The organism is Ruegeria sp. BI11 (assembly GCF_056538005.1).
Genome location: NZ_JBQFSM010000001.1, coordinates 550,868 through 565,910, shown reverse-complemented (window position 1 = coordinate 565,910; position 15,043 = coordinate 550,868). Strand labels below are relative to the sequence as shown.

The window sequence follows — 15,043 nt, the reverse complement described above, 5'->3', positions numbered from 1 at the left end:
GGCGACCTGACAGAGTTTTGATGATGGGAAAAAATCAAATTTGTTTGCGCTAACATTGGACATGCCCGCAGGGGTAAGGTAGGGGAAACGCATGGTTTCTCGTGTCATACCCGTCGACCCGTTCGATCTGGTCATATTTGGCAGTACCGGCGATCTTGCACAGCGCAAGATTCTGCCGGCCCTGTTCCGACGCTATTGTGCCGGACAGTGGCCCGAGGATGTTCAGATCATCGGTGCCGCACGGTCGAATCTGGATGGTGATGCGTTCCGCGACATCGTTTCACAGTCGCTGCGCACCCATGCGCCTGCGCAATGCCAGGACTCAGAGGCGCTGAATGCGTTTCTGAAGCGGGTCGACTATGTTGCGCTGGATGCGCTTTCTGATGAGGGGTGGGTCCAACTTGCCGCGAAACTCACCATTGATCGGGTGCGGGCGTTTTATTTCTCGGTCGGGCCGCGCTTGTTCGGGCCGCTGGCCGAGCGGATCAAGACCCATGATCTGGCGACGGCGCAGACGCGGGTTGTAATCGAAAAACCCTTTGGTCACGATCTGGGCAGTGCGCGGGCGTTGAATGCCACTCTGGCAGCGCATTTCTCCGAAGGGCAGATTTACCGGATCGACCATTATCTGGGAAAAGAAACCGTTCAGAACCTGATGGCCGTCCGTTTTGGCAACATGCTGTTTGAGCCGCTGTGGAACAGTCAGTATGTCGATCACATCCAGATCACGGTCGCCGAATCCGTCGGCATAGATGGGCGCGAGGAATATTATGAGCGCGCAGGCGCCATGCGAGATATGGTGCAGAACCACCTGATGCAGCTGCTTTGCCTGATTGCGATGGAGCCGCCAGCCAAGTTTGACCCCGACGCAGTGCGGGACGAAAAGCTCAAGGTGATCCGCGCGCTGGACCCGGTTGAACCACACCACATCGTGCGGGGCCAGTTCGAAGGCGGCCCAAATGGTCTGAGCTATCGTGATGCTGTCGGCAATCCGCGCTCGACCACGGAGAGTTATGTGGCCTTGCGGGCGCATGTCAGCAATTGGCGGTGGGCGGGCACTCCGTTTTATCTGCGCACAGGTAAACGGCTTGTGGCGCGGTCTTCGGTGATTAATGTGATGTTCAAGGACGCACCGCATTCGATCTTTGGGGCAGATGCAGGGCGGCACGCCAATGTTCTGTCGATCCGTCTACAGCCAAATGAAGGCATCACGCTGAAGGTGACGATCAAGGAACCGGGGCAGGGTGGGATGCGTCTGGTCGACGTGCCTCTGGATATGAGCTTCGCCGAGGCTTTGGGACCCGAAAATCAGGACCCGCCGGACGCTTACGAACGGCTGGTGATGGATGTGATCCGTGGCAACCAGACCCTGTTCATGCGTGGCGATGAAGTTGAGGCCGCCTGGGCCTGGACCGATCCGATCATTGCGGGCTGGCAGGCGCGTGGTGACGTGCCTAAACCTTATGAAAGCGGCAGTACTGGCCCCGGCGACGCCGAGCTGCTGATGAAACGAGACGGTCGCCGCTGGCAAGGGATAAACCCATGAATATACAGGACTACGCCGACCGGGATATGCTGGCCATTGACGTTGCAAACGTTCTGGCAGGCGAATTGGAATCTGCCTTGCTGCACCACGATATCGCCTCGTTGGCCGTCCCCGGAGGCACCACGCCTGGCCCAATGTTTGACGTTCTGTGCGCGGCAGATCTGGAATGGGACCGGGTGCGAGTTCTGCCCACAGATGAACGCTGTGTGCCGGGCGATCATGAACGTTCGAACGAGCGTCTGATCCGCGAGCGATTGCTGACCAATCGGGCTGCGGTTGCGCAATATATCCCTCTGTTCGTTCCGGGAAGGGAACCCGAGGATGTATTGCCCGAGATCGAAAGTCTGATCACTCCGATCCGGCCCTTGTCAGTGCTTGTGTTGGGGATGGGCGAAGACATGCACACCGCGTCTCTGTTCCCAGGCATGGACGGGCTTGAGGCCGCTTTGGACGGCCACGCGCGCCCGCTGGCAGTGGCGCGGACCGACGTTCAGCCTGAAGCCCGCATCACGTTGACTGCGCCCGTTTTGGATGGTGCCTTGTCGAAGCATCTGATCATTTTCGGGGATGCGAAACGCGACGCGTTGGAGCGGGCCATGTCTTTGCCGCCGGAAGAGGCCCCCATTGCAGCGGTGCTGAGCGGCATGACCGTACACTGGGCGGAGTAGACGCGATGCAACTTGAGACGCTCACAGCATTGGCTGCAGACCGAGAGGGGCAGTCCATCCTGGATTTGTTCCATAAGGATGCAAACCGGGCGCAGGGGTTTTCGGCCTCGACCGGTGATTTGCTGTTTGACTATTCGAAAACCCGGATAGACGCGGATATCCGTGACGCCTTGATCGGGCTTTGCGATGCGGCTGGGTTGGCCGAACGGCGCGATGCTATGTTCTCGGGTGTAAAGATCAACGAAACTGAAGGGCGCGCCGTGCTGCACACGGCGTTGCGCAATCTGGATGGCGGACCGGTCGAGGTCGACGGGCTGGACGTGATGCCCGACGTGTTGGATACGTTGCAGCGAATGCGAGTCTTTGCCGAAGAAGTGCGCGGGGGTGCAATTTCCGGGGTAGGGGGCAGCTTTACCGACGTGGTGAATATCGGCATTGGCGGTTCAGACCTTGGACCGGTGATGGCGACACACGCATTGGCCCCGTATCACGATGGTCCGAACCTGCACTATGTCTCGAACGTGGATGGCGCGCATATTGCGGACACGCTGCGCCTGCTAGATCCGACGCGGACATTGATCATCGTAGTGTCGAAAACTTTTAACACGATTGAGACGATGACCAACGCCCGCACCGCGCGCGCTTGGATGTTGGATGGTGGTGGCGATCCGGCAAAACAGTTCGCTGCTGTGTCCAGCGCGGTGGACAAGACCGAAACCTTTGGTATCCCCGATGAGCGTGTCTTCGGTTTCGCAGACTGGGTCGGTGGGCGATACTCGGTCTGGGGACCAGTGGGCTTGCCGGTGATGATCGCGGTCGGATCGAACGCCTTTGACGCGTTTCTGCTCGGCGGACAAGCGATGGACGTCCATTTCCGTGCCGCTGACTGGGTTGAGAATATGCCGGTGATGCTGGCCCTGGTCGGGGTTTGGCACCGTCAGGTTCTGGGATATTCCAGTCGCTCCGTTCTGCCCTATGAACAACGGCTGCTGCGTCTTCCCGCTTATTTCCAACAGCTTGAGATGGAGTCGAATGGTAAGTCGGTGGCGATGGATGGCAGTGCCTTAACCGTGCCCGCGGGTCCTGTGGTCTGGGGTGAGCCGGGCACCAATGGCCAGCACGCCTTTTACCAGCTGATCCATCAAGGCACCGATGTGATCCCTTGTGAATTCATGGTGGGCGCCGAAGGGCATGAGCCTGAGTTGACCCACCATCACCGTTTGCTGGTGGCTAATTGTCTGGCCCAGTCCGAGGCGTTGATGTGTGGCCGTTCACTGGACGAAGCGCGGCAACGCATGGCCGATCAGGGGCTGGAGGGGGATGAACTGGAACGTCAGGCCCGCCACCGCGTGTTCCCGGGAAACCGACCGTCCACAACCCTGATTTATCCGAAACTCACCCCATTTGTGTTGGGCCAAATTATTGCCTTGTACGAACATCGCGTATTTGTCGAAGGGGTTCTTCTGGGTATCAATTCGTTCGACCAATGGGGCGTGGAGCTGGGCAAGGAACTGGCAACCTCGCTGGGCCCGATTGTGGAGGGTGAAGAAGGCACCGACGGCAAGGATGGCTCGACCGCTTCACTTGTCGCCTATGCGCTGCGCCACCAGGATTGACGGTTAAATTTTAGCAACTGTCGCCACGACAGATCGCATTCTTTTATTGTCAGACAATTAAATGCTTGGCAGGCTCTACCTAGGGAAAAGCCATACCGCGCGATGCGTTTGCGGGCAGAAATGGCACCACCATAGGGAGGACGCCCATGCTGGGACAGATGATGACGCAGCCGCTGCTGATCTCGTCGCTGATAGATCATGCCGACCGCTTTCATGGTCAGACCGAGATTTATTCGGTCGAAACCGACGGCACAGTGAGCCATAGTAGTTGGTCACAAGTGGCTGGAAACGCGCGGAAACTGGCCTCGGCTTTGTCCAAGTTGGGGTTGGAGCCACAAGCGCGGATCGGAACGCTGGCCTGGAATAACCGGCGGCATCTTGAGATTTACTATGCCACTTCCGGTGCCGGGTTCGTCTGCCATACGGTCAACCCGCGCCTGTTTCCCGAACAGCTCACCTATATCATCAACCACGCGCAGGACCGGGTTCTTTTCTTTGACGCCACCTTTATTCCACTGGTCGCTGCCCTGCATGAGCATTTGCCAGAGGTTCAGCATTTCGTTCTGATGGGCCCCGGAAACGAAGACGCCATCGCTCAGATACCGGACGTTCAGTTCTACGATGATCTGATCGAGACCGGTGACGATAGTTTTGAATGGCCCAGCTTTGACGAAAACACCGCATCCGGCTTGTGTTATACGTCCGGCACGACCGGCAACCCAAAAGGGGTTCTGTACTCACATCGATCCACTGTACTTCACAGTTTTGGGTCGAACACGCGCGATGTCATCGGGTTTTCGGCGATGGATGTGGTGATGCCGGTGGTGCCAATGTTCCATGTAAACGCCTGGGGTTCGCCTTATGCCTGTGCAATGTCGGGGTCACGCATGGTGCTGCCAGGGCCTGGGTTGCATGGCGAGGCGCTGGTGAGCCTGATCGACACATACGGCGTCACCTTGGCCATGGGGGTGCCGACAATCTGGCAGGGTCTGCTGGCCCATGCCGAGCAATCCGGAAGCAAACTGGCCAGTCTGCAGAGAACGGTGATCGGCGGGGCCGCTTGCCCGCCCTCGATGATCGAAACTTTCCGCGAACTTTATGGCGTCGACACTGTTCACGCTTGGGGAATGAGCGAGATGAGTCCCTTAGGAACTGCGAACCAGCCACTGGCAAAACACTTTGATTTACCTCTGGAAGACCAGCACAAACTTAGGGAAAGTCAGGGACGGCCTTGCTATGGTGTCGATCTGAAGATCGTCGATGATGACGGCAATCACTTGCCACATGACGGTGAAACACAGGGCGATCTGTTGGTACGCGGACCTTGGGTATTGGATAGCTATTACCAGATGCAGGACGAAGAATTGCTGCAGGATGGCTGGTTCGCCACCGGTGATGTCGCCACGCTGGACCCTGATGGCTACATGACCATCCGCGACCGTTCCAAGGACATCATCAAATCCGGGGGCGAGTGGATCAGTTCCGTTGAATTGGAAAACATCGCCGTTGCTCACCCTAAACTGGCGACTGCAGCCGTTGTTGGCGTGCCGCATCCGAAATGGGACGAGCGCCCGCTTTTGGTGGCCGTCAGGGCGGAAGGAGAAGACCCGACCGAAGATGAGGTGCTGGCATTCTATGACGGTAAAATCGCCAAATGGCAGGTGCCGGACAAAGTGGTGTTTGTGGACGCCTTGCCACTGAATGCCACGGGTAAGGTTCTGAAACGCAATCTGCGGGCAGATTTCGAGAATGCCTTGAAGGGCTGAATTTAAAAAAATGGAATTGGCTCCGGCGGTAGGGATCGAACCTACGACCAATTGATTAACAGTCACATTTTCTGTGATTTTGTTGACCAAGTTTGGTCGCGTTTGGCCAAGTTTGACCTGATATTACCTAAGTAAGCCAATGTGTTAGCCAATTGACTACGGTTTTTTGACCACCTATGGCTAGGTAATGGCCCGTTTGTCGTGTCCCGGTTTTCGGGACACACGTCGGGACACAGGGGAACTGACATGAACAAACTGAAGGAAGCACTACCGGCTTCGGGCCGGGGATCGTGGCGGGACACTCAAACGCCCGGTCTGGAACTGGTCGGCAACCAGAACGGCGCAAGTTGGTATCTGCGACACAGGATCAACGGAAAGAGGGTGCGGGACACACTGGGACGCTGGCCCGCTCTGGACCTGTCTGCGGCCCGTAAAGCAGCGAAGATGACCATAGAGGCATCAGCGGTCAAAACGGCTGCTGGTGTCGATGTGGTGGCCGAAAGGAAGGCAAAGAAACGGCATCGGTCAACACTGATTGTTGAGGCCGCATTGTGCCGCTACAGGTCCGACCGGCTGGACAACTTGCGATCTGGGGCGCACGCGGAGTCGACCATCAGGAATGTATTTGGCCCGGTACTGAAGCACAGCCTAGGCGATCTGGACACCGACGATCTGCGCGATGTCCTGAAGGCCAAGAGGAAGACAGCACCAGCAACGGCTGACACGGCTTTGCGCTATGCTCGACCGTTCTGGCGATGGATCGCGGATGAACGTCTGGGTGACAATCTCCTGATCGACATGAAGGCACCACAGACCAACAAACGAGAACGCACCCTGTCGCTGCTGGAACTGGGCAAGGTGGTCGTCGCCTTGGAAGACATGGATGATGTTGGCGCACTGGTTGCCCGTGCTCTGATCGCTTCACCCGGTCGGTTGAAAGAGGTGGCGCACATGCGGTTAGACGAGTTGGAAGGGGATGTATGGTTGTTGCCCCACGACCGGAACAAGTCGGGATCGACCCACCGGATACCGTTGAACAAGTATGCGCTGGAAGCCATCGAAGCGGGCAGGGCGAGGAACACCGGATCGCCCTATGTGTTCGAAGGTCGAACAGGTCGGACGCCGTTTAGTGGCTGGTCGAAGATGAAAGACCGGCTGGACGAATCCAGCGGTGTTTCCGATTGGGTCTGGCACGATCTCCGCCGGACCTTTGCCACGATCTGCGCGGATCGTGGTGTCGATCCTCTTATTGCCGACCGGTGCCTGAACCACGTGGGATCATCTAGCATGTCCACCGTCGCCCGTATCTATCAACGCTCAGAGTTTTTCGATCAGAGGCGCGAGGCACTGGCGGTCTGGGATCAAGCGATTCGGGACGTTGCGGCTCGTGTCAGGGCGCAAAACGTGGTCAGCCTGACCGGCTAGAAAAATATACATTTAACATAATGCATGGGCGCATCGGTCTAAGTGACTGGTGCGCTTTTCTTATTCAGGATGCTTGCATATAGCTTTTTGACTATAAGAAAATATAACGTTTTCAATATGTTGACTCCATTACCCCGTTCGGGCCTGTTTGTCTTGTCACAAGCAGAAAGGAGTCTGTGATGAATACTTACAAACTCGACCCGTGGCCGACCTTCGCACCGTTGGCGGAACACGCGAACACGCTGTCTCAGCATCTTTACGGGGTTGGTCCGAAAACGATTTCCCGTTGGCCCGTAGATCAGCCGGTCGTCACCCACAAACGTCAACCTATGACCGTCGATGTCTGGGCGATTGCCGTTGCCCGGTTGCCCGAAGCGGCACGCGATCAAGCCCTGATGCACCTGCCCAAAGCATTTGTCGAAGCGATCCGCGACAAGCTGCCTTCAGCTATTGAGGCGAACGAAGCCGCGTAAGCAATCCCCGCCCGATGCTGGGCCAATCGGGATGACGGGATCACTGCGCCCAAAGGAACTGACAATGAATACACCAATTGAGAATGCCCTACTGAAAGCCCAGGGCGAGGTTCACTACAGAGCGACCCGTTTGGAACAGTACGGCGGCTGGCACAATGAGCAGCTTTTTAAAGAGGCCGTTAGCCGCCTTGAAGAACTGGAAGCGAAACGCACCGCACGGGTGGTGGCCGATGCTTTCAACGATCTTGGCATCAGCATGGAAGCAACTACGCCACACAATCAGTGGGATGAAATTGCTGATCGTGTCGCAGGACATCCGCTTCTTAAAGAAGACCGACAACAGGCCGCATCCTTGGTCAAATGGTGCCGCGCACAAGCCGCCTAAACCAAAACGGGCGACCTAAGCCGCCCGTCCCGATAACCACCCGATGCGCCATCGCCAAACACCGCACCGGGCTATCAACTCAGAAAGAGATACTATGAAAAAGCGCATCGTTGAAGCACTGGATAGGGTGCTGGATCAGAGCATGACCGTAGAGCAGGAAATCAGCGAAAAATATCCAGCTCTGCCCGACTGCGAAATTGGCTATCCCAATTACGGATCGAACGTCGAATTGGATAACTGCATGGGTTATCTGGACCGGTACAACTGGTTGCTGGTCAGTCTCCTTTTTACGACCCGCAACGAAATGATCACAGCTGAGCAAGCACGCGAACGATTGCTGGCAATCAAGCCTGTGCCGGTTCGGTATGGCGACAGTGAAGACGCCATTCTGGCCGCTGATACGTTGCAATACGTACAGCAGCGGATCGCCAGTTTGCAGAAGGAACTGGTGTCGTAACAGTCCTTTAAGTTTTCGGCACGGTCTTAACTGAAAGAACGAAGGTATTGTTCCTGCGTAACATCCGGCCTGTCATGGCGACGGTTGCGGATGAAAAAAGCCCCGGCCCGTCATGGGCCAGGGCGGATCAGAAGAACGAAACCCTAACGCCAAAAAGGGGTCGCCATGACCAAACATACACCACTTGGAAAACCTCAGCAAACATGGGTGCGTGCGTTCAGCCGCAGCCCGTTGTCCGATCCGTCGCAGTGCGTCATGGGTCAGATGCCACAAACGGCCCATCTGGCGCATGGCACGTTTGCGATGACCGTACGGGCCGAAGACATTCGCGCGGTCATGCCACCGTTCCAGCCGCAGTGTGAGGGCTATCTGGTGATCACCGTCAAAGGAATAAAGGGTCGCAACCTGATGGCCCTGCGTGACGAACTGGTAAAAGTCTTTCCAACACTGGCGGCAACCTATCCATGAACTTTATCAAACCCGGCGACATAGCTCCGACCGATTACGTGACTCCGACGATCCACCAGCTAGACCCGCAGTCGATGGAAATTCTGACACATCCACCCGGCCTTGTGGGGGCGCTTACCGACTTCGGGGCGCAGCGGTCCATGCGGTTGACCCGTTTGCCTGCTCTGGCAGGCGCGTTGGCGGCTGTTAGCGCACTTTCGGGCCGCAAGTACGTCGTGGACGGTTACGGGATGCGCACCAGCCTTGGATTGCAGACCATGTGCGTGGCCGAGTCCGGCGTCGGTAAAGACGTTATGTTCGAAGTCAGCAGTGAAGTGGCCGATGCGTCCGGTGATGTTTTCAGCATGGCACATCCAGCATCCGTTGCCGGTCTGCACAACTTGCTGGCCGAACATCCGACTTTGCTTTGGCGTGTCGATGAGTTTGGCAGGTACCTGGAAGTCGCCACCAAACAAACGGGCCATGACTGGCAGTTGTTGACCAAGATGATGGAATTGCACACCAGCTTCATGAAGACTTGGGGCAAGCGTGCCTATTCGGACAGCGGCAAGAATTTGGCACCGGTCACCCACCCGTTGATGGTCGGTCTGTTCGCCACCACACCGGCGCAGTTTCTTCGCGCAATGGATCGCGGAACGGTCGTTGACGGTCTACTGGGTCGGATGCTGGTTTTGCGTGTGACCGACAAGGTGGAAGCTAAGCCGCTGGGAAGTCGTGTGTGGGTACCAATGCCGGATGATGTGACCAAGGCGACCCAGAATGTCGCGACGATTCTGGCACCGTCACAAGGCGGCGTGCAGGGGATCGACGGTCACCGCATGTGGCCGGTTCATTTCCAGCCAGCCGCGTACGACATGCTGCAACCGATCTTTGACGATGTGGATAATCGTGGCGTTGACGAACTGGAACGGACGCTGTGGCGTCGGTCGTTCGAACAGATCATCCGAATTGCTGGTGTCGTTGCGTTGGGTGAAGCCGCGATGGTAGGAACCGCTTGGAACGTTCAGATCACACCAACGACGCTGCAATGGGCTTATTCGCTGGTTACTCACAGCATCGTTGGAATGATGCCGGATATAAAAGACAACGCAGCGGACACCGATCTGGAACGGCTACAGAACGCAATCCTCAGCGCGTTGAAGAAACACATGGCTGAAACTGGTGACACAACAGTTAAGAAAACAGCGTTGATTAAACGTCTGAAAGGACGCAGCAGATCGTATCGTGACGTGAAGGACGCCATAGAAAGTCTGGTGGAAAGTGGGACACTGTTGGTGTCGCTGAAAATGATTAACGAACGTGGTGTGGAATTTATAACGCTCAATGGGGAATGATTGGATACTTGTGGGACAAGCCGTGTCCCCACGGTTAAACACATGAAAACTTGCAATATATATACATAATAGGGACAGTTTTTTTTATTATTACTTATCTTTCTTTTTCTTTTAATTGGCGATCTGTACGTTCTTTCTCGCTCGTTCTAAGCACGCATCCCCCTGTCCCCATAGGGTTCCAACTCCGGGCATATATCCATCCAGCTATACCCCAGTTGCTCTAGTCTCACGGCAGTAGCACCAGCCATCAACAGACCCCAACAACCAGCCACCAACCAACGAAGACCCAGCGGTCAAGAAGGGTATAGAACGTATCATATAGGTGCGCTGTGGTAGGAGTGTTCCTGATGTGTGTTTGGTTGAAGCTGATCTACTGTAACAGGTTGTGATAGTACGTGACGCACTGACCGTGGCGACCGTGGCTGTCAAACGTCGGGCGGGGGGCGGATTCGTTCGTAGGAATGAAACCATCCACCGCGCTTTGGAAGTGATTCCGTTACGGCCCTGCAAATCTCAGTTGGTGGAATCGGTCTGTTGCAAGTTGTTACAGACCCCCAAACAGCCGTCCAAACACGTGCCATTTACGCCCGATCAGAACGATTTATAAAAACTATGGTGAAAACGTAGTACGATAAGCTAATATTATGGCGACTCGCGCCGACCCACACGCGCCAAGGGGGATAACTGTGACCGACAGCACCGCCAGCGACTACCAGAAACGTAAATCCGTAGAGAACGCCGACGCGATCCACGATTGGCCCGACGAAGCGGGGGAATGCGCCGAAGACAGTTGGTCGATCTATCGCAAGAACCAAGATTACCGTGCGTACGACGACTGGACCGACAGCGACCTGATCGAACTGGCCCGCATGTCCCGGCTGCAAGCCATCGCAGTCGATCTTCAGAACCAATTGGACGATGAGGGCTTTGTGATCCTTGGCGGCAAATCCGGCAAGACGCCAATTGAAAACCCGGCTGGTCGCGCCCTGTCCACGGTCAATGGCAGCATCAACAGCATCGCCCGCCGTCTGGGCCTGACCAGCGCAAGCCGTGGCGACCGTGCCAGCCGATCCAACCGCGCCGCGCAGCAGCGCGATGCGGCCAAAACCACCAGCTATCAGGAAGACGATGAGTATTCAGGTCAGGCGTTGATGTGACAAAGCGTAAGAGGCCACCAAAGCATGTCCGCGAAGCAAAGACCGCCAACAGTTACACAGGCCGCATTCAGTCGAGCAAAGGCCGAATACGCAGCAGCCCTGCGGGGAATGTGCGAGACCTGCACCCAGATCGTAACGCGGGTAAACGTGACGTACCTGCCACCACCCGACGCGGCTGACTTCGACCCGGAATACCTTTTGTGCCGCTGTCAGTCCTGCTTACGGCGCGGACGAACCGAACTGATCAAAATACGGTTGGTCGATGCCTACATTGCTTGAACAGTTCGCCGCAGCCGAAAACGCCGCAATGCGGGAAGTCATGCGGGATGATCGCGGCGTCAAGGGCATTCGGCCCAATCGGTTGACTCAGGGGTTCAGCCAGAAAGACCGTGCGATCATCCAGCGGGCCAAACAACTTTGCGCGGGATGCGGTACACTGTGCCAACCAACCAACGTGTACCATTATCGCGGGGATCGGATGTGCAGCCAGCAGTGTCTGGACGATGTGAAACGCTGGAACCGCTGGACCAGATCAGACAAAATTTGACGCCACCTGGTAACTACATCTGGTAGCATATAGCCAAAATCCTATAACCTAACATATTGATTTATTTCGTTTATGTACGACTCAAAATCTAGACAGACACCATATGTGGGGTCCATGCTGTCGGCAACCTGAGAAGGACCGACGCGATGGCAGTACACCAACATACCGCGACCAGAGCCGTTAATTCGGTGGTCAAAAGCGTCGGCCACACCCGCCAACAACTCGACTCCGCATCCCGTGCCGAACAGGACGGCATCCAAGGCGCGTTCGAACAGCGGATCAAGGCAACTGCCAAATTCAAACACGATCAGGATCGCGCACAACGGGCCATTGATGACACCAGAGCGGCGTCAGTCCGGTTTCAAAAAGCAGCCATGATCCTGCGATCCGATACGGTCTATTGCAACTTGCAAGAGACACGATCCGGTGGTGTTTCTAGCAAGTTGCGAGAAACACGATCCGGTACGGTGCAAAACGGCAATGCGATTGCCGATACCCTGCTCCAACGGTGCGCCGATCTGGTGCGGATGAATTCCCATTCGACTGGGAATTTGGCCGACCAACTGGACGCCATAGCCAAGACAGCCAACGACGCAGCGGATCGGGCCGAAGATCGGCTGAATGGGGCCGAAGACGATCTGCGGGTAACCGACGCGATGGCGGATTATCTGGCGGCACTGGCCAAGCATTCATTCGACAAAAGCAACCCAGCCGTACGCGCCAAGCACCGTGACTACATGGCGTGGAAAACCGTAGCGAGGAAACGCGCATGACAAACCCTTTCCGTAACAGCGGTGACAACCCGTACGACCGCCCGCTGGTCGGTGGCAAGTTGCAACAGACCGGCGCACCGACGCAATCGGATCACGCGGTCCTGTACGACGCAGCGGCCAAGACAGCCAGCCCAGCCGGTGCTGCACTGATCGAAGCCATGATGGCGCAGCTACGGGCCGAACAGGCCAAGCAACAGGACGCCACGGCCCGTGTGATCGCCAAAACGATCCGGCCATTGCTGGACCGCATCGACACGCTGGAAAAGGCGTTGGATGTGAAGCGCGATAACATCGCCAAGTCGGTCCAGCGTGAGATTGATCAATTCATGGGCGACGACGCGCCATTGGACGAAGCCACGCTGGAACGCATGGCCGACCAGCACCGCAAGTCTATGCGTGAACGGGGGATTGGCTGATGGGAATGCCCAGCAGAATTATGCACGACATGCCGCACGCGATCCGGTCCAAGCTGGTCAAAGAAGCGGCCCTGTTCCGTCTGGCTGGCCACGACAGCCAAACCGCAAAGGAAATGGCGAAAACGAAAGTCCGCCAGTTCTACACCGAACGCGGCAAGGATTTCGTCCGCGATCATCCAACATGGGCTGACCTGTTCCGCAAGACAGCGGCCAAACAACTGGGGAGTCTGGACCTATGAACGCAGCAATGAGCAACACCACCCGCCGCCGTGACAGCGACGACAAAGCGGCCCAAATTCTGATGCAAGAGACCAAGGCCGCAGCGTTCGATGACGCACTGGCCACGGCCAAAGATGCGCCACGGATCGCCCGCGAACACGCAGCCCTGAAGGCGGAAAACGCGGCCCTGAAGGCGCAGGCGGATCGGCCCGTATCCGTAACGGTTACGCAACCCAAACCGGCAACGGTCAAAGGGACCGTGAAGGTGCCGAAGACCACCGACATTGCCTTTGCCAAGGCCACGGCCCATTTCAGCCAACGCCAGATCGAACAGGTGGCTAATGATCTGTTCCCCGGCGAACCCGGCAAGCTGCAACGGAAAGCTGCGACAGCACCGGCCAGCACGGTTGATGCGGGTTTTGGTGCGGAACTGGTAACGCACGATGTCGGTCCATGGGTCGAAGAACTGCGGCCCGTGTCGGTTTATGCCGCTATGGCCGCTGGTGGCGTTCCGTTGCCAATGGCTGATCTGTCCAGCCTGACAATGCCGACCAACCCCGGCACAGGCGACATCAGCGGGTCTTTCGTTGGCGAGAAAGGCACGATCCCGGTCAAATCGGGCGTGGTCGGATCGGTCACGTTCCACCGGCTGAAAATGGCCGTGCTGTCGGTCTTCACGAACGAATTGCGCGACACCAGCACACCCAGCATCGAGTCGGTGATCCGCAGAAATGTGGTGGCTGATGCGGCTGAAATGCTGGACGTATATTTCCTGAACCCAGCCAACGCAGCCGTGCCGGGTATCCGCCCCGCAAGCCCGTGGAACGGTGCCGCCAATCAACCGTCCGCTGGTACCGGTCTGGACAACGTGATCGCGGATATTGCGTATCTGACCGGCGTGATCACCGCAACGCGACCGCGCAACCCGGTCCTGATCATGGACAACATGCGGGCGCAGCGGCTGCGTATGATGCGCGAAGCCGGGGTGTTCCTGTTCCGTGACGAAGTGGAACGGGGCGAACTGTTCGGCTTACCGTTGATCATCAGCGCGACGGTACCGACCGACCATATTTTCGTGATTGATCTGGCCGACTTTGCGTCGTTCCTGCCTGCGCCCGAAATCGACACCAGCGGATCGGCCACGGTCGTTTTGGCCGATGACGCAGAACCCGCACCGCAGATGCTAGATGAAAACGCCGTGAATGACACGGGCGGGTCGATCCAAGTGTCCGACGCGGCTGGAACCGTACCCGCAACCAAAGTGGTCAGTTCGTTCCAGATCAACGCCACCGTTCTGCGGATGGTCCAGCCCATTGCGCACGGAATGCTGCGGGCCGGAAAGGCTGCGTATGTCGCGGGGGTTGCTTGGTAAGATGTTCGAACCCGTCGCAAACGTACCGAACCTGTTGCTGGCCATTGATCGTGATGGTCAGCACCGGCTGTGCGCAGCCGTACAGGACCGCCGAAGCCGCGAAATCGTGGCCACAGCGGTGGAACGTCATGTCACGCTGCACAAGCCGCGTACGGACGTTCTGGCCGATCAGGTGGCTGCTGCACTGGCACCGTTCATGGCGCGGCTGGATCAGGAAGGGTTCGCAGTATGATTTTTACAGACCCGAACGGGCTGAAGGGCATCCGCCAAAGCCGATATGATGCCGGTCTGCTGACCAACGATTACAGCAAAACCCCAACACCGCCCAACAACGACAACCTGTTCCAGCCCCGGCACGACAAGACCACAAGAACGGATTTGGACGATGGACAGTGATCTGACACCGAGAGGAAGGAGCCTA

At 57.0% G+C, this 15,043-nt stretch carries 19 protein-coding genes; all 19 read left to right on the top strand.

The genetic code is table 11. The features are described from left to right. The first annotated feature begins 91 nt into the window (after positions 1 to 91). The 19 genes from zwf to ACR0DT_RS02700 all read left to right on the top strand — a co-directional run bounded on the left by zwf (position 92) and on the right by ACR0DT_RS02700 (position 15,018). Positions 92 to 1,546, top strand: a complete 1,455-nt coding sequence (gene zwf, locus ACR0DT_RS02790) for a glucose-6-phosphate dehydrogenase (RefSeq protein ID WP_480709285.1) — start codon at positions 92 to 94, stop codon at positions 1,544 to 1,546. Further along, positions 1,543 to 2,214 carry a 6-phosphogluconolactonase gene (gene pgl / locus ACR0DT_RS02785; RefSeq protein WP_480709284.1) on the top strand — a complete coding sequence of 224 codons (672 nt, stop codon included), beginning with the start codon at positions 1,543 to 1,545 and terminating at the stop codon, positions 2,212 to 2,214. The genes zwf and pgl overlap by 4 nt, the downstream gene beginning before the upstream one ends. A 5-nt stretch (positions 2,215 to 2,219) precedes the next feature. Further along, positions 2,220 to 3,830, top strand: coding sequence for a glucose-6-phosphate isomerase (pgi, locus tag ACR0DT_RS02780; RefSeq protein WP_480709283.1), 1,611 nt, complete (start codon positions 2,220 to 2,222; stop codon positions 3,828 to 3,830). 146 nt (positions 3,831 to 3,976) lie between these two features. Then, positions 3,977 to 5,596: a long-chain-fatty-acid--CoA ligase gene (locus ACR0DT_RS02775; protein ID WP_480709282.1), complete on the top strand. Its 1,620-nt coding sequence runs from the start codon at positions 3,977 to 3,979 to the stop codon at positions 5,594 to 5,596. Positions 5,597 to 5,842: 246 nt separating this feature from the next. Further along, the gene (locus ACR0DT_RS02770; RefSeq protein WP_480709281.1) at positions 5,843 to 7,021 is read left to right on the top strand and encodes a tyrosine-type recombinase/integrase; all 1,179 of its coding nucleotides are present in this window, start codon (positions 5,843 to 5,845) and stop codon (positions 7,019 to 7,021) included. Between the two features lie 179 nt (positions 7,022 to 7,200). Beyond that, entirely contained in the window at positions 7,201 to 7,494 is a 294-nt protein-coding gene (locus ACR0DT_RS02765; RefSeq protein ID WP_480709280.1) for a hypothetical protein, read from the top strand. A gap of 64 nt (positions 7,495 to 7,558) precedes the next feature. After that, entirely contained in the window at positions 7,559 to 7,879 is a 321-nt protein-coding gene (locus tag ACR0DT_RS02760) for a hypothetical protein (protein WP_480709279.1), read from the top strand. Between the two features lie 94 nt (positions 7,880 to 7,973). Continuing rightward, a complete protein-coding gene (locus ACR0DT_RS02755) occupies positions 7,974 to 8,336 on the top strand; it encodes a hypothetical protein (protein WP_480709278.1) in 363 nt (120 codons plus the stop codon). A gap of 165 nt (positions 8,337 to 8,501) precedes the next feature. After that, positions 8,502 to 8,804, top strand: a complete 303-nt coding sequence (locus ACR0DT_RS02750) for a hypothetical protein (protein WP_480709277.1) — start codon at positions 8,502 to 8,504, stop codon at positions 8,802 to 8,804. Further along, positions 8,801 to 10,138, top strand: coding sequence for a DUF3987 domain-containing protein (locus ACR0DT_RS02745; protein WP_480709276.1), 1,338 nt, complete (start codon positions 8,801 to 8,803; stop codon positions 10,136 to 10,138). The genes ACR0DT_RS02750 and ACR0DT_RS02745 overlap by 4 nt, the downstream gene beginning before the upstream one ends. A 686-nt stretch (positions 10,139 to 10,824) precedes the next feature. Further along, the gene (locus tag ACR0DT_RS02740; RefSeq protein WP_480709275.1) at positions 10,825 to 11,295 is read left to right on the top strand and encodes a P27 family phage terminase small subunit; all 471 of its coding nucleotides are present in this window, start codon (positions 10,825 to 10,827) and stop codon (positions 11,293 to 11,295) included. 24 nt (positions 11,296 to 11,319) lie between these two features. Then, positions 11,320 to 11,574: a hypothetical protein gene (locus tag ACR0DT_RS02735; RefSeq protein WP_480709274.1), complete on the top strand. Its 255-nt coding sequence runs from the start codon at positions 11,320 to 11,322 to the stop codon at positions 11,572 to 11,574. Then, positions 11,558 to 11,842, top strand: a complete 285-nt coding sequence (locus ACR0DT_RS02730) for a hypothetical protein (RefSeq protein ID WP_480709273.1) — start codon at positions 11,558 to 11,560, stop codon at positions 11,840 to 11,842. Before ACR0DT_RS02735 ends, ACR0DT_RS02730 begins: the two co-directional genes overlap by 17 nt. A gap of 146 nt (positions 11,843 to 11,988) precedes the next feature. Beyond that, entirely contained in the window at positions 11,989 to 12,615 is a 627-nt protein-coding gene (locus tag ACR0DT_RS02725) for a hypothetical protein (protein WP_480709272.1), read from the top strand. Beyond that, a complete protein-coding gene (locus ACR0DT_RS02720; RefSeq protein ID WP_480709271.1) occupies positions 12,612 to 13,031 on the top strand; it encodes a hypothetical protein in 420 nt (139 codons plus the stop codon). Before ACR0DT_RS02725 ends, ACR0DT_RS02720 begins: the two co-directional genes overlap by 4 nt. 5 nt (positions 13,032 to 13,036) lie before the next feature. Further along, on the top strand, positions 13,037 to 13,270 hold the full coding sequence (locus ACR0DT_RS02715) for a hypothetical protein (protein WP_480709270.1): 234 nt from the start codon (positions 13,037 to 13,039) through the stop codon (positions 13,268 to 13,270). Positions 13,271 to 13,278: 8 nt separating this feature from the next. Beyond that, complete coding sequence (locus ACR0DT_RS02710) at positions 13,279 to 14,622, top strand: phage major capsid protein (RefSeq protein WP_480709269.1); 1,344 nt, start codon at positions 13,279 to 13,281, stop codon at positions 14,620 to 14,622. Then, entirely contained in the window at positions 14,600 to 14,854 is a 255-nt protein-coding gene (locus tag ACR0DT_RS02705) for a hypothetical protein (protein WP_480709268.1), read from the top strand. The genes ACR0DT_RS02710 and ACR0DT_RS02705 overlap by 23 nt, the downstream gene beginning before the upstream one ends. Beyond that, positions 14,851 to 15,018, top strand: a complete 168-nt coding sequence (locus tag ACR0DT_RS02700) for a hypothetical protein (RefSeq protein ID WP_480709267.1) — start codon at positions 14,851 to 14,853, stop codon at positions 15,016 to 15,018. The genes ACR0DT_RS02705 and ACR0DT_RS02700 overlap by 4 nt, the downstream gene beginning before the upstream one ends. The last annotated feature ends 25 nt before the right edge of the window (positions 15,019 to 15,043 follow it).

Coding starts and splice junctions, on each gene's coding strand:
- zwf (WP_480709285.1), top strand. CDS start 92: ATGGTTTCTCGTGTCATACCCGTCGACCCGTTCGATCTGGTCATATTT.
- pgl (WP_480709284.1), top strand. CDS start 1,543: ATGAATATACAGGACTACGCCGACCGGGATATGCTGGCCATTGACGTT.
- pgi (WP_480709283.1), top strand. CDS start 2,220: ATGCAACTTGAGACGCTCACAGCATTGGCTGCAGACCGAGAGGGGCAG.
- ACR0DT_RS02775 (WP_480709282.1), top strand. CDS start 3,977: ATGCTGGGACAGATGATGACGCAGCCGCTGCTGATCTCGTCGCTGATA.
- ACR0DT_RS02770 (WP_480709281.1), top strand. CDS start 5,843: ATGAACAAACTGAAGGAAGCACTACCGGCTTCGGGCCGGGGATCGTGG.
- ACR0DT_RS02765 (WP_480709280.1), top strand. CDS start 7,201: ATGAATACTTACAAACTCGACCCGTGGCCGACCTTCGCACCGTTGGCG.
- ACR0DT_RS02760 (WP_480709279.1), top strand. CDS start 7,559: ATGAATACACCAATTGAGAATGCCCTACTGAAAGCCCAGGGCGAGGTT.
- ACR0DT_RS02755 (WP_480709278.1), top strand. CDS start 7,974: ATGAAAAAGCGCATCGTTGAAGCACTGGATAGGGTGCTGGATCAGAGC.
- ACR0DT_RS02750 (WP_480709277.1), top strand. CDS start 8,502: ATGACCAAACATACACCACTTGGAAAACCTCAGCAAACATGGGTGCGT.
- ACR0DT_RS02745 (WP_480709276.1), top strand. CDS start 8,801: ATGAACTTTATCAAACCCGGCGACATAGCTCCGACCGATTACGTGACT.
- ACR0DT_RS02735 (WP_480709274.1), top strand. CDS start 11,320: ATGTCCGCGAAGCAAAGACCGCCAACAGTTACACAGGCCGCATTCAGT.
- ACR0DT_RS02730 (WP_480709273.1), top strand. CDS start 11,558: ATGCCTACATTGCTTGAACAGTTCGCCGCAGCCGAAAACGCCGCAATG.
- ACR0DT_RS02725 (WP_480709272.1), top strand. CDS start 11,989: ATGGCAGTACACCAACATACCGCGACCAGAGCCGTTAATTCGGTGGTC.
- ACR0DT_RS02720 (WP_480709271.1), top strand. CDS start 12,612: ATGACAAACCCTTTCCGTAACAGCGGTGACAACCCGTACGACCGCCCG.
- ACR0DT_RS02715 (WP_480709270.1), top strand. CDS start 13,037: ATGCCCAGCAGAATTATGCACGACATGCCGCACGCGATCCGGTCCAAG.
- ACR0DT_RS02710 (WP_480709269.1), top strand. CDS start 13,279: ATGAGCAACACCACCCGCCGCCGTGACAGCGACGACAAAGCGGCCCAA.
- ACR0DT_RS02705 (WP_480709268.1), top strand. CDS start 14,600: ATGTCGCGGGGGTTGCTTGGTAAGATGTTCGAACCCGTCGCAAACGTA.
- ACR0DT_RS02700 (WP_480709267.1), top strand. CDS start 14,851: ATGATTTTTACAGACCCGAACGGGCTGAAGGGCATCCGCCAAAGCCGA.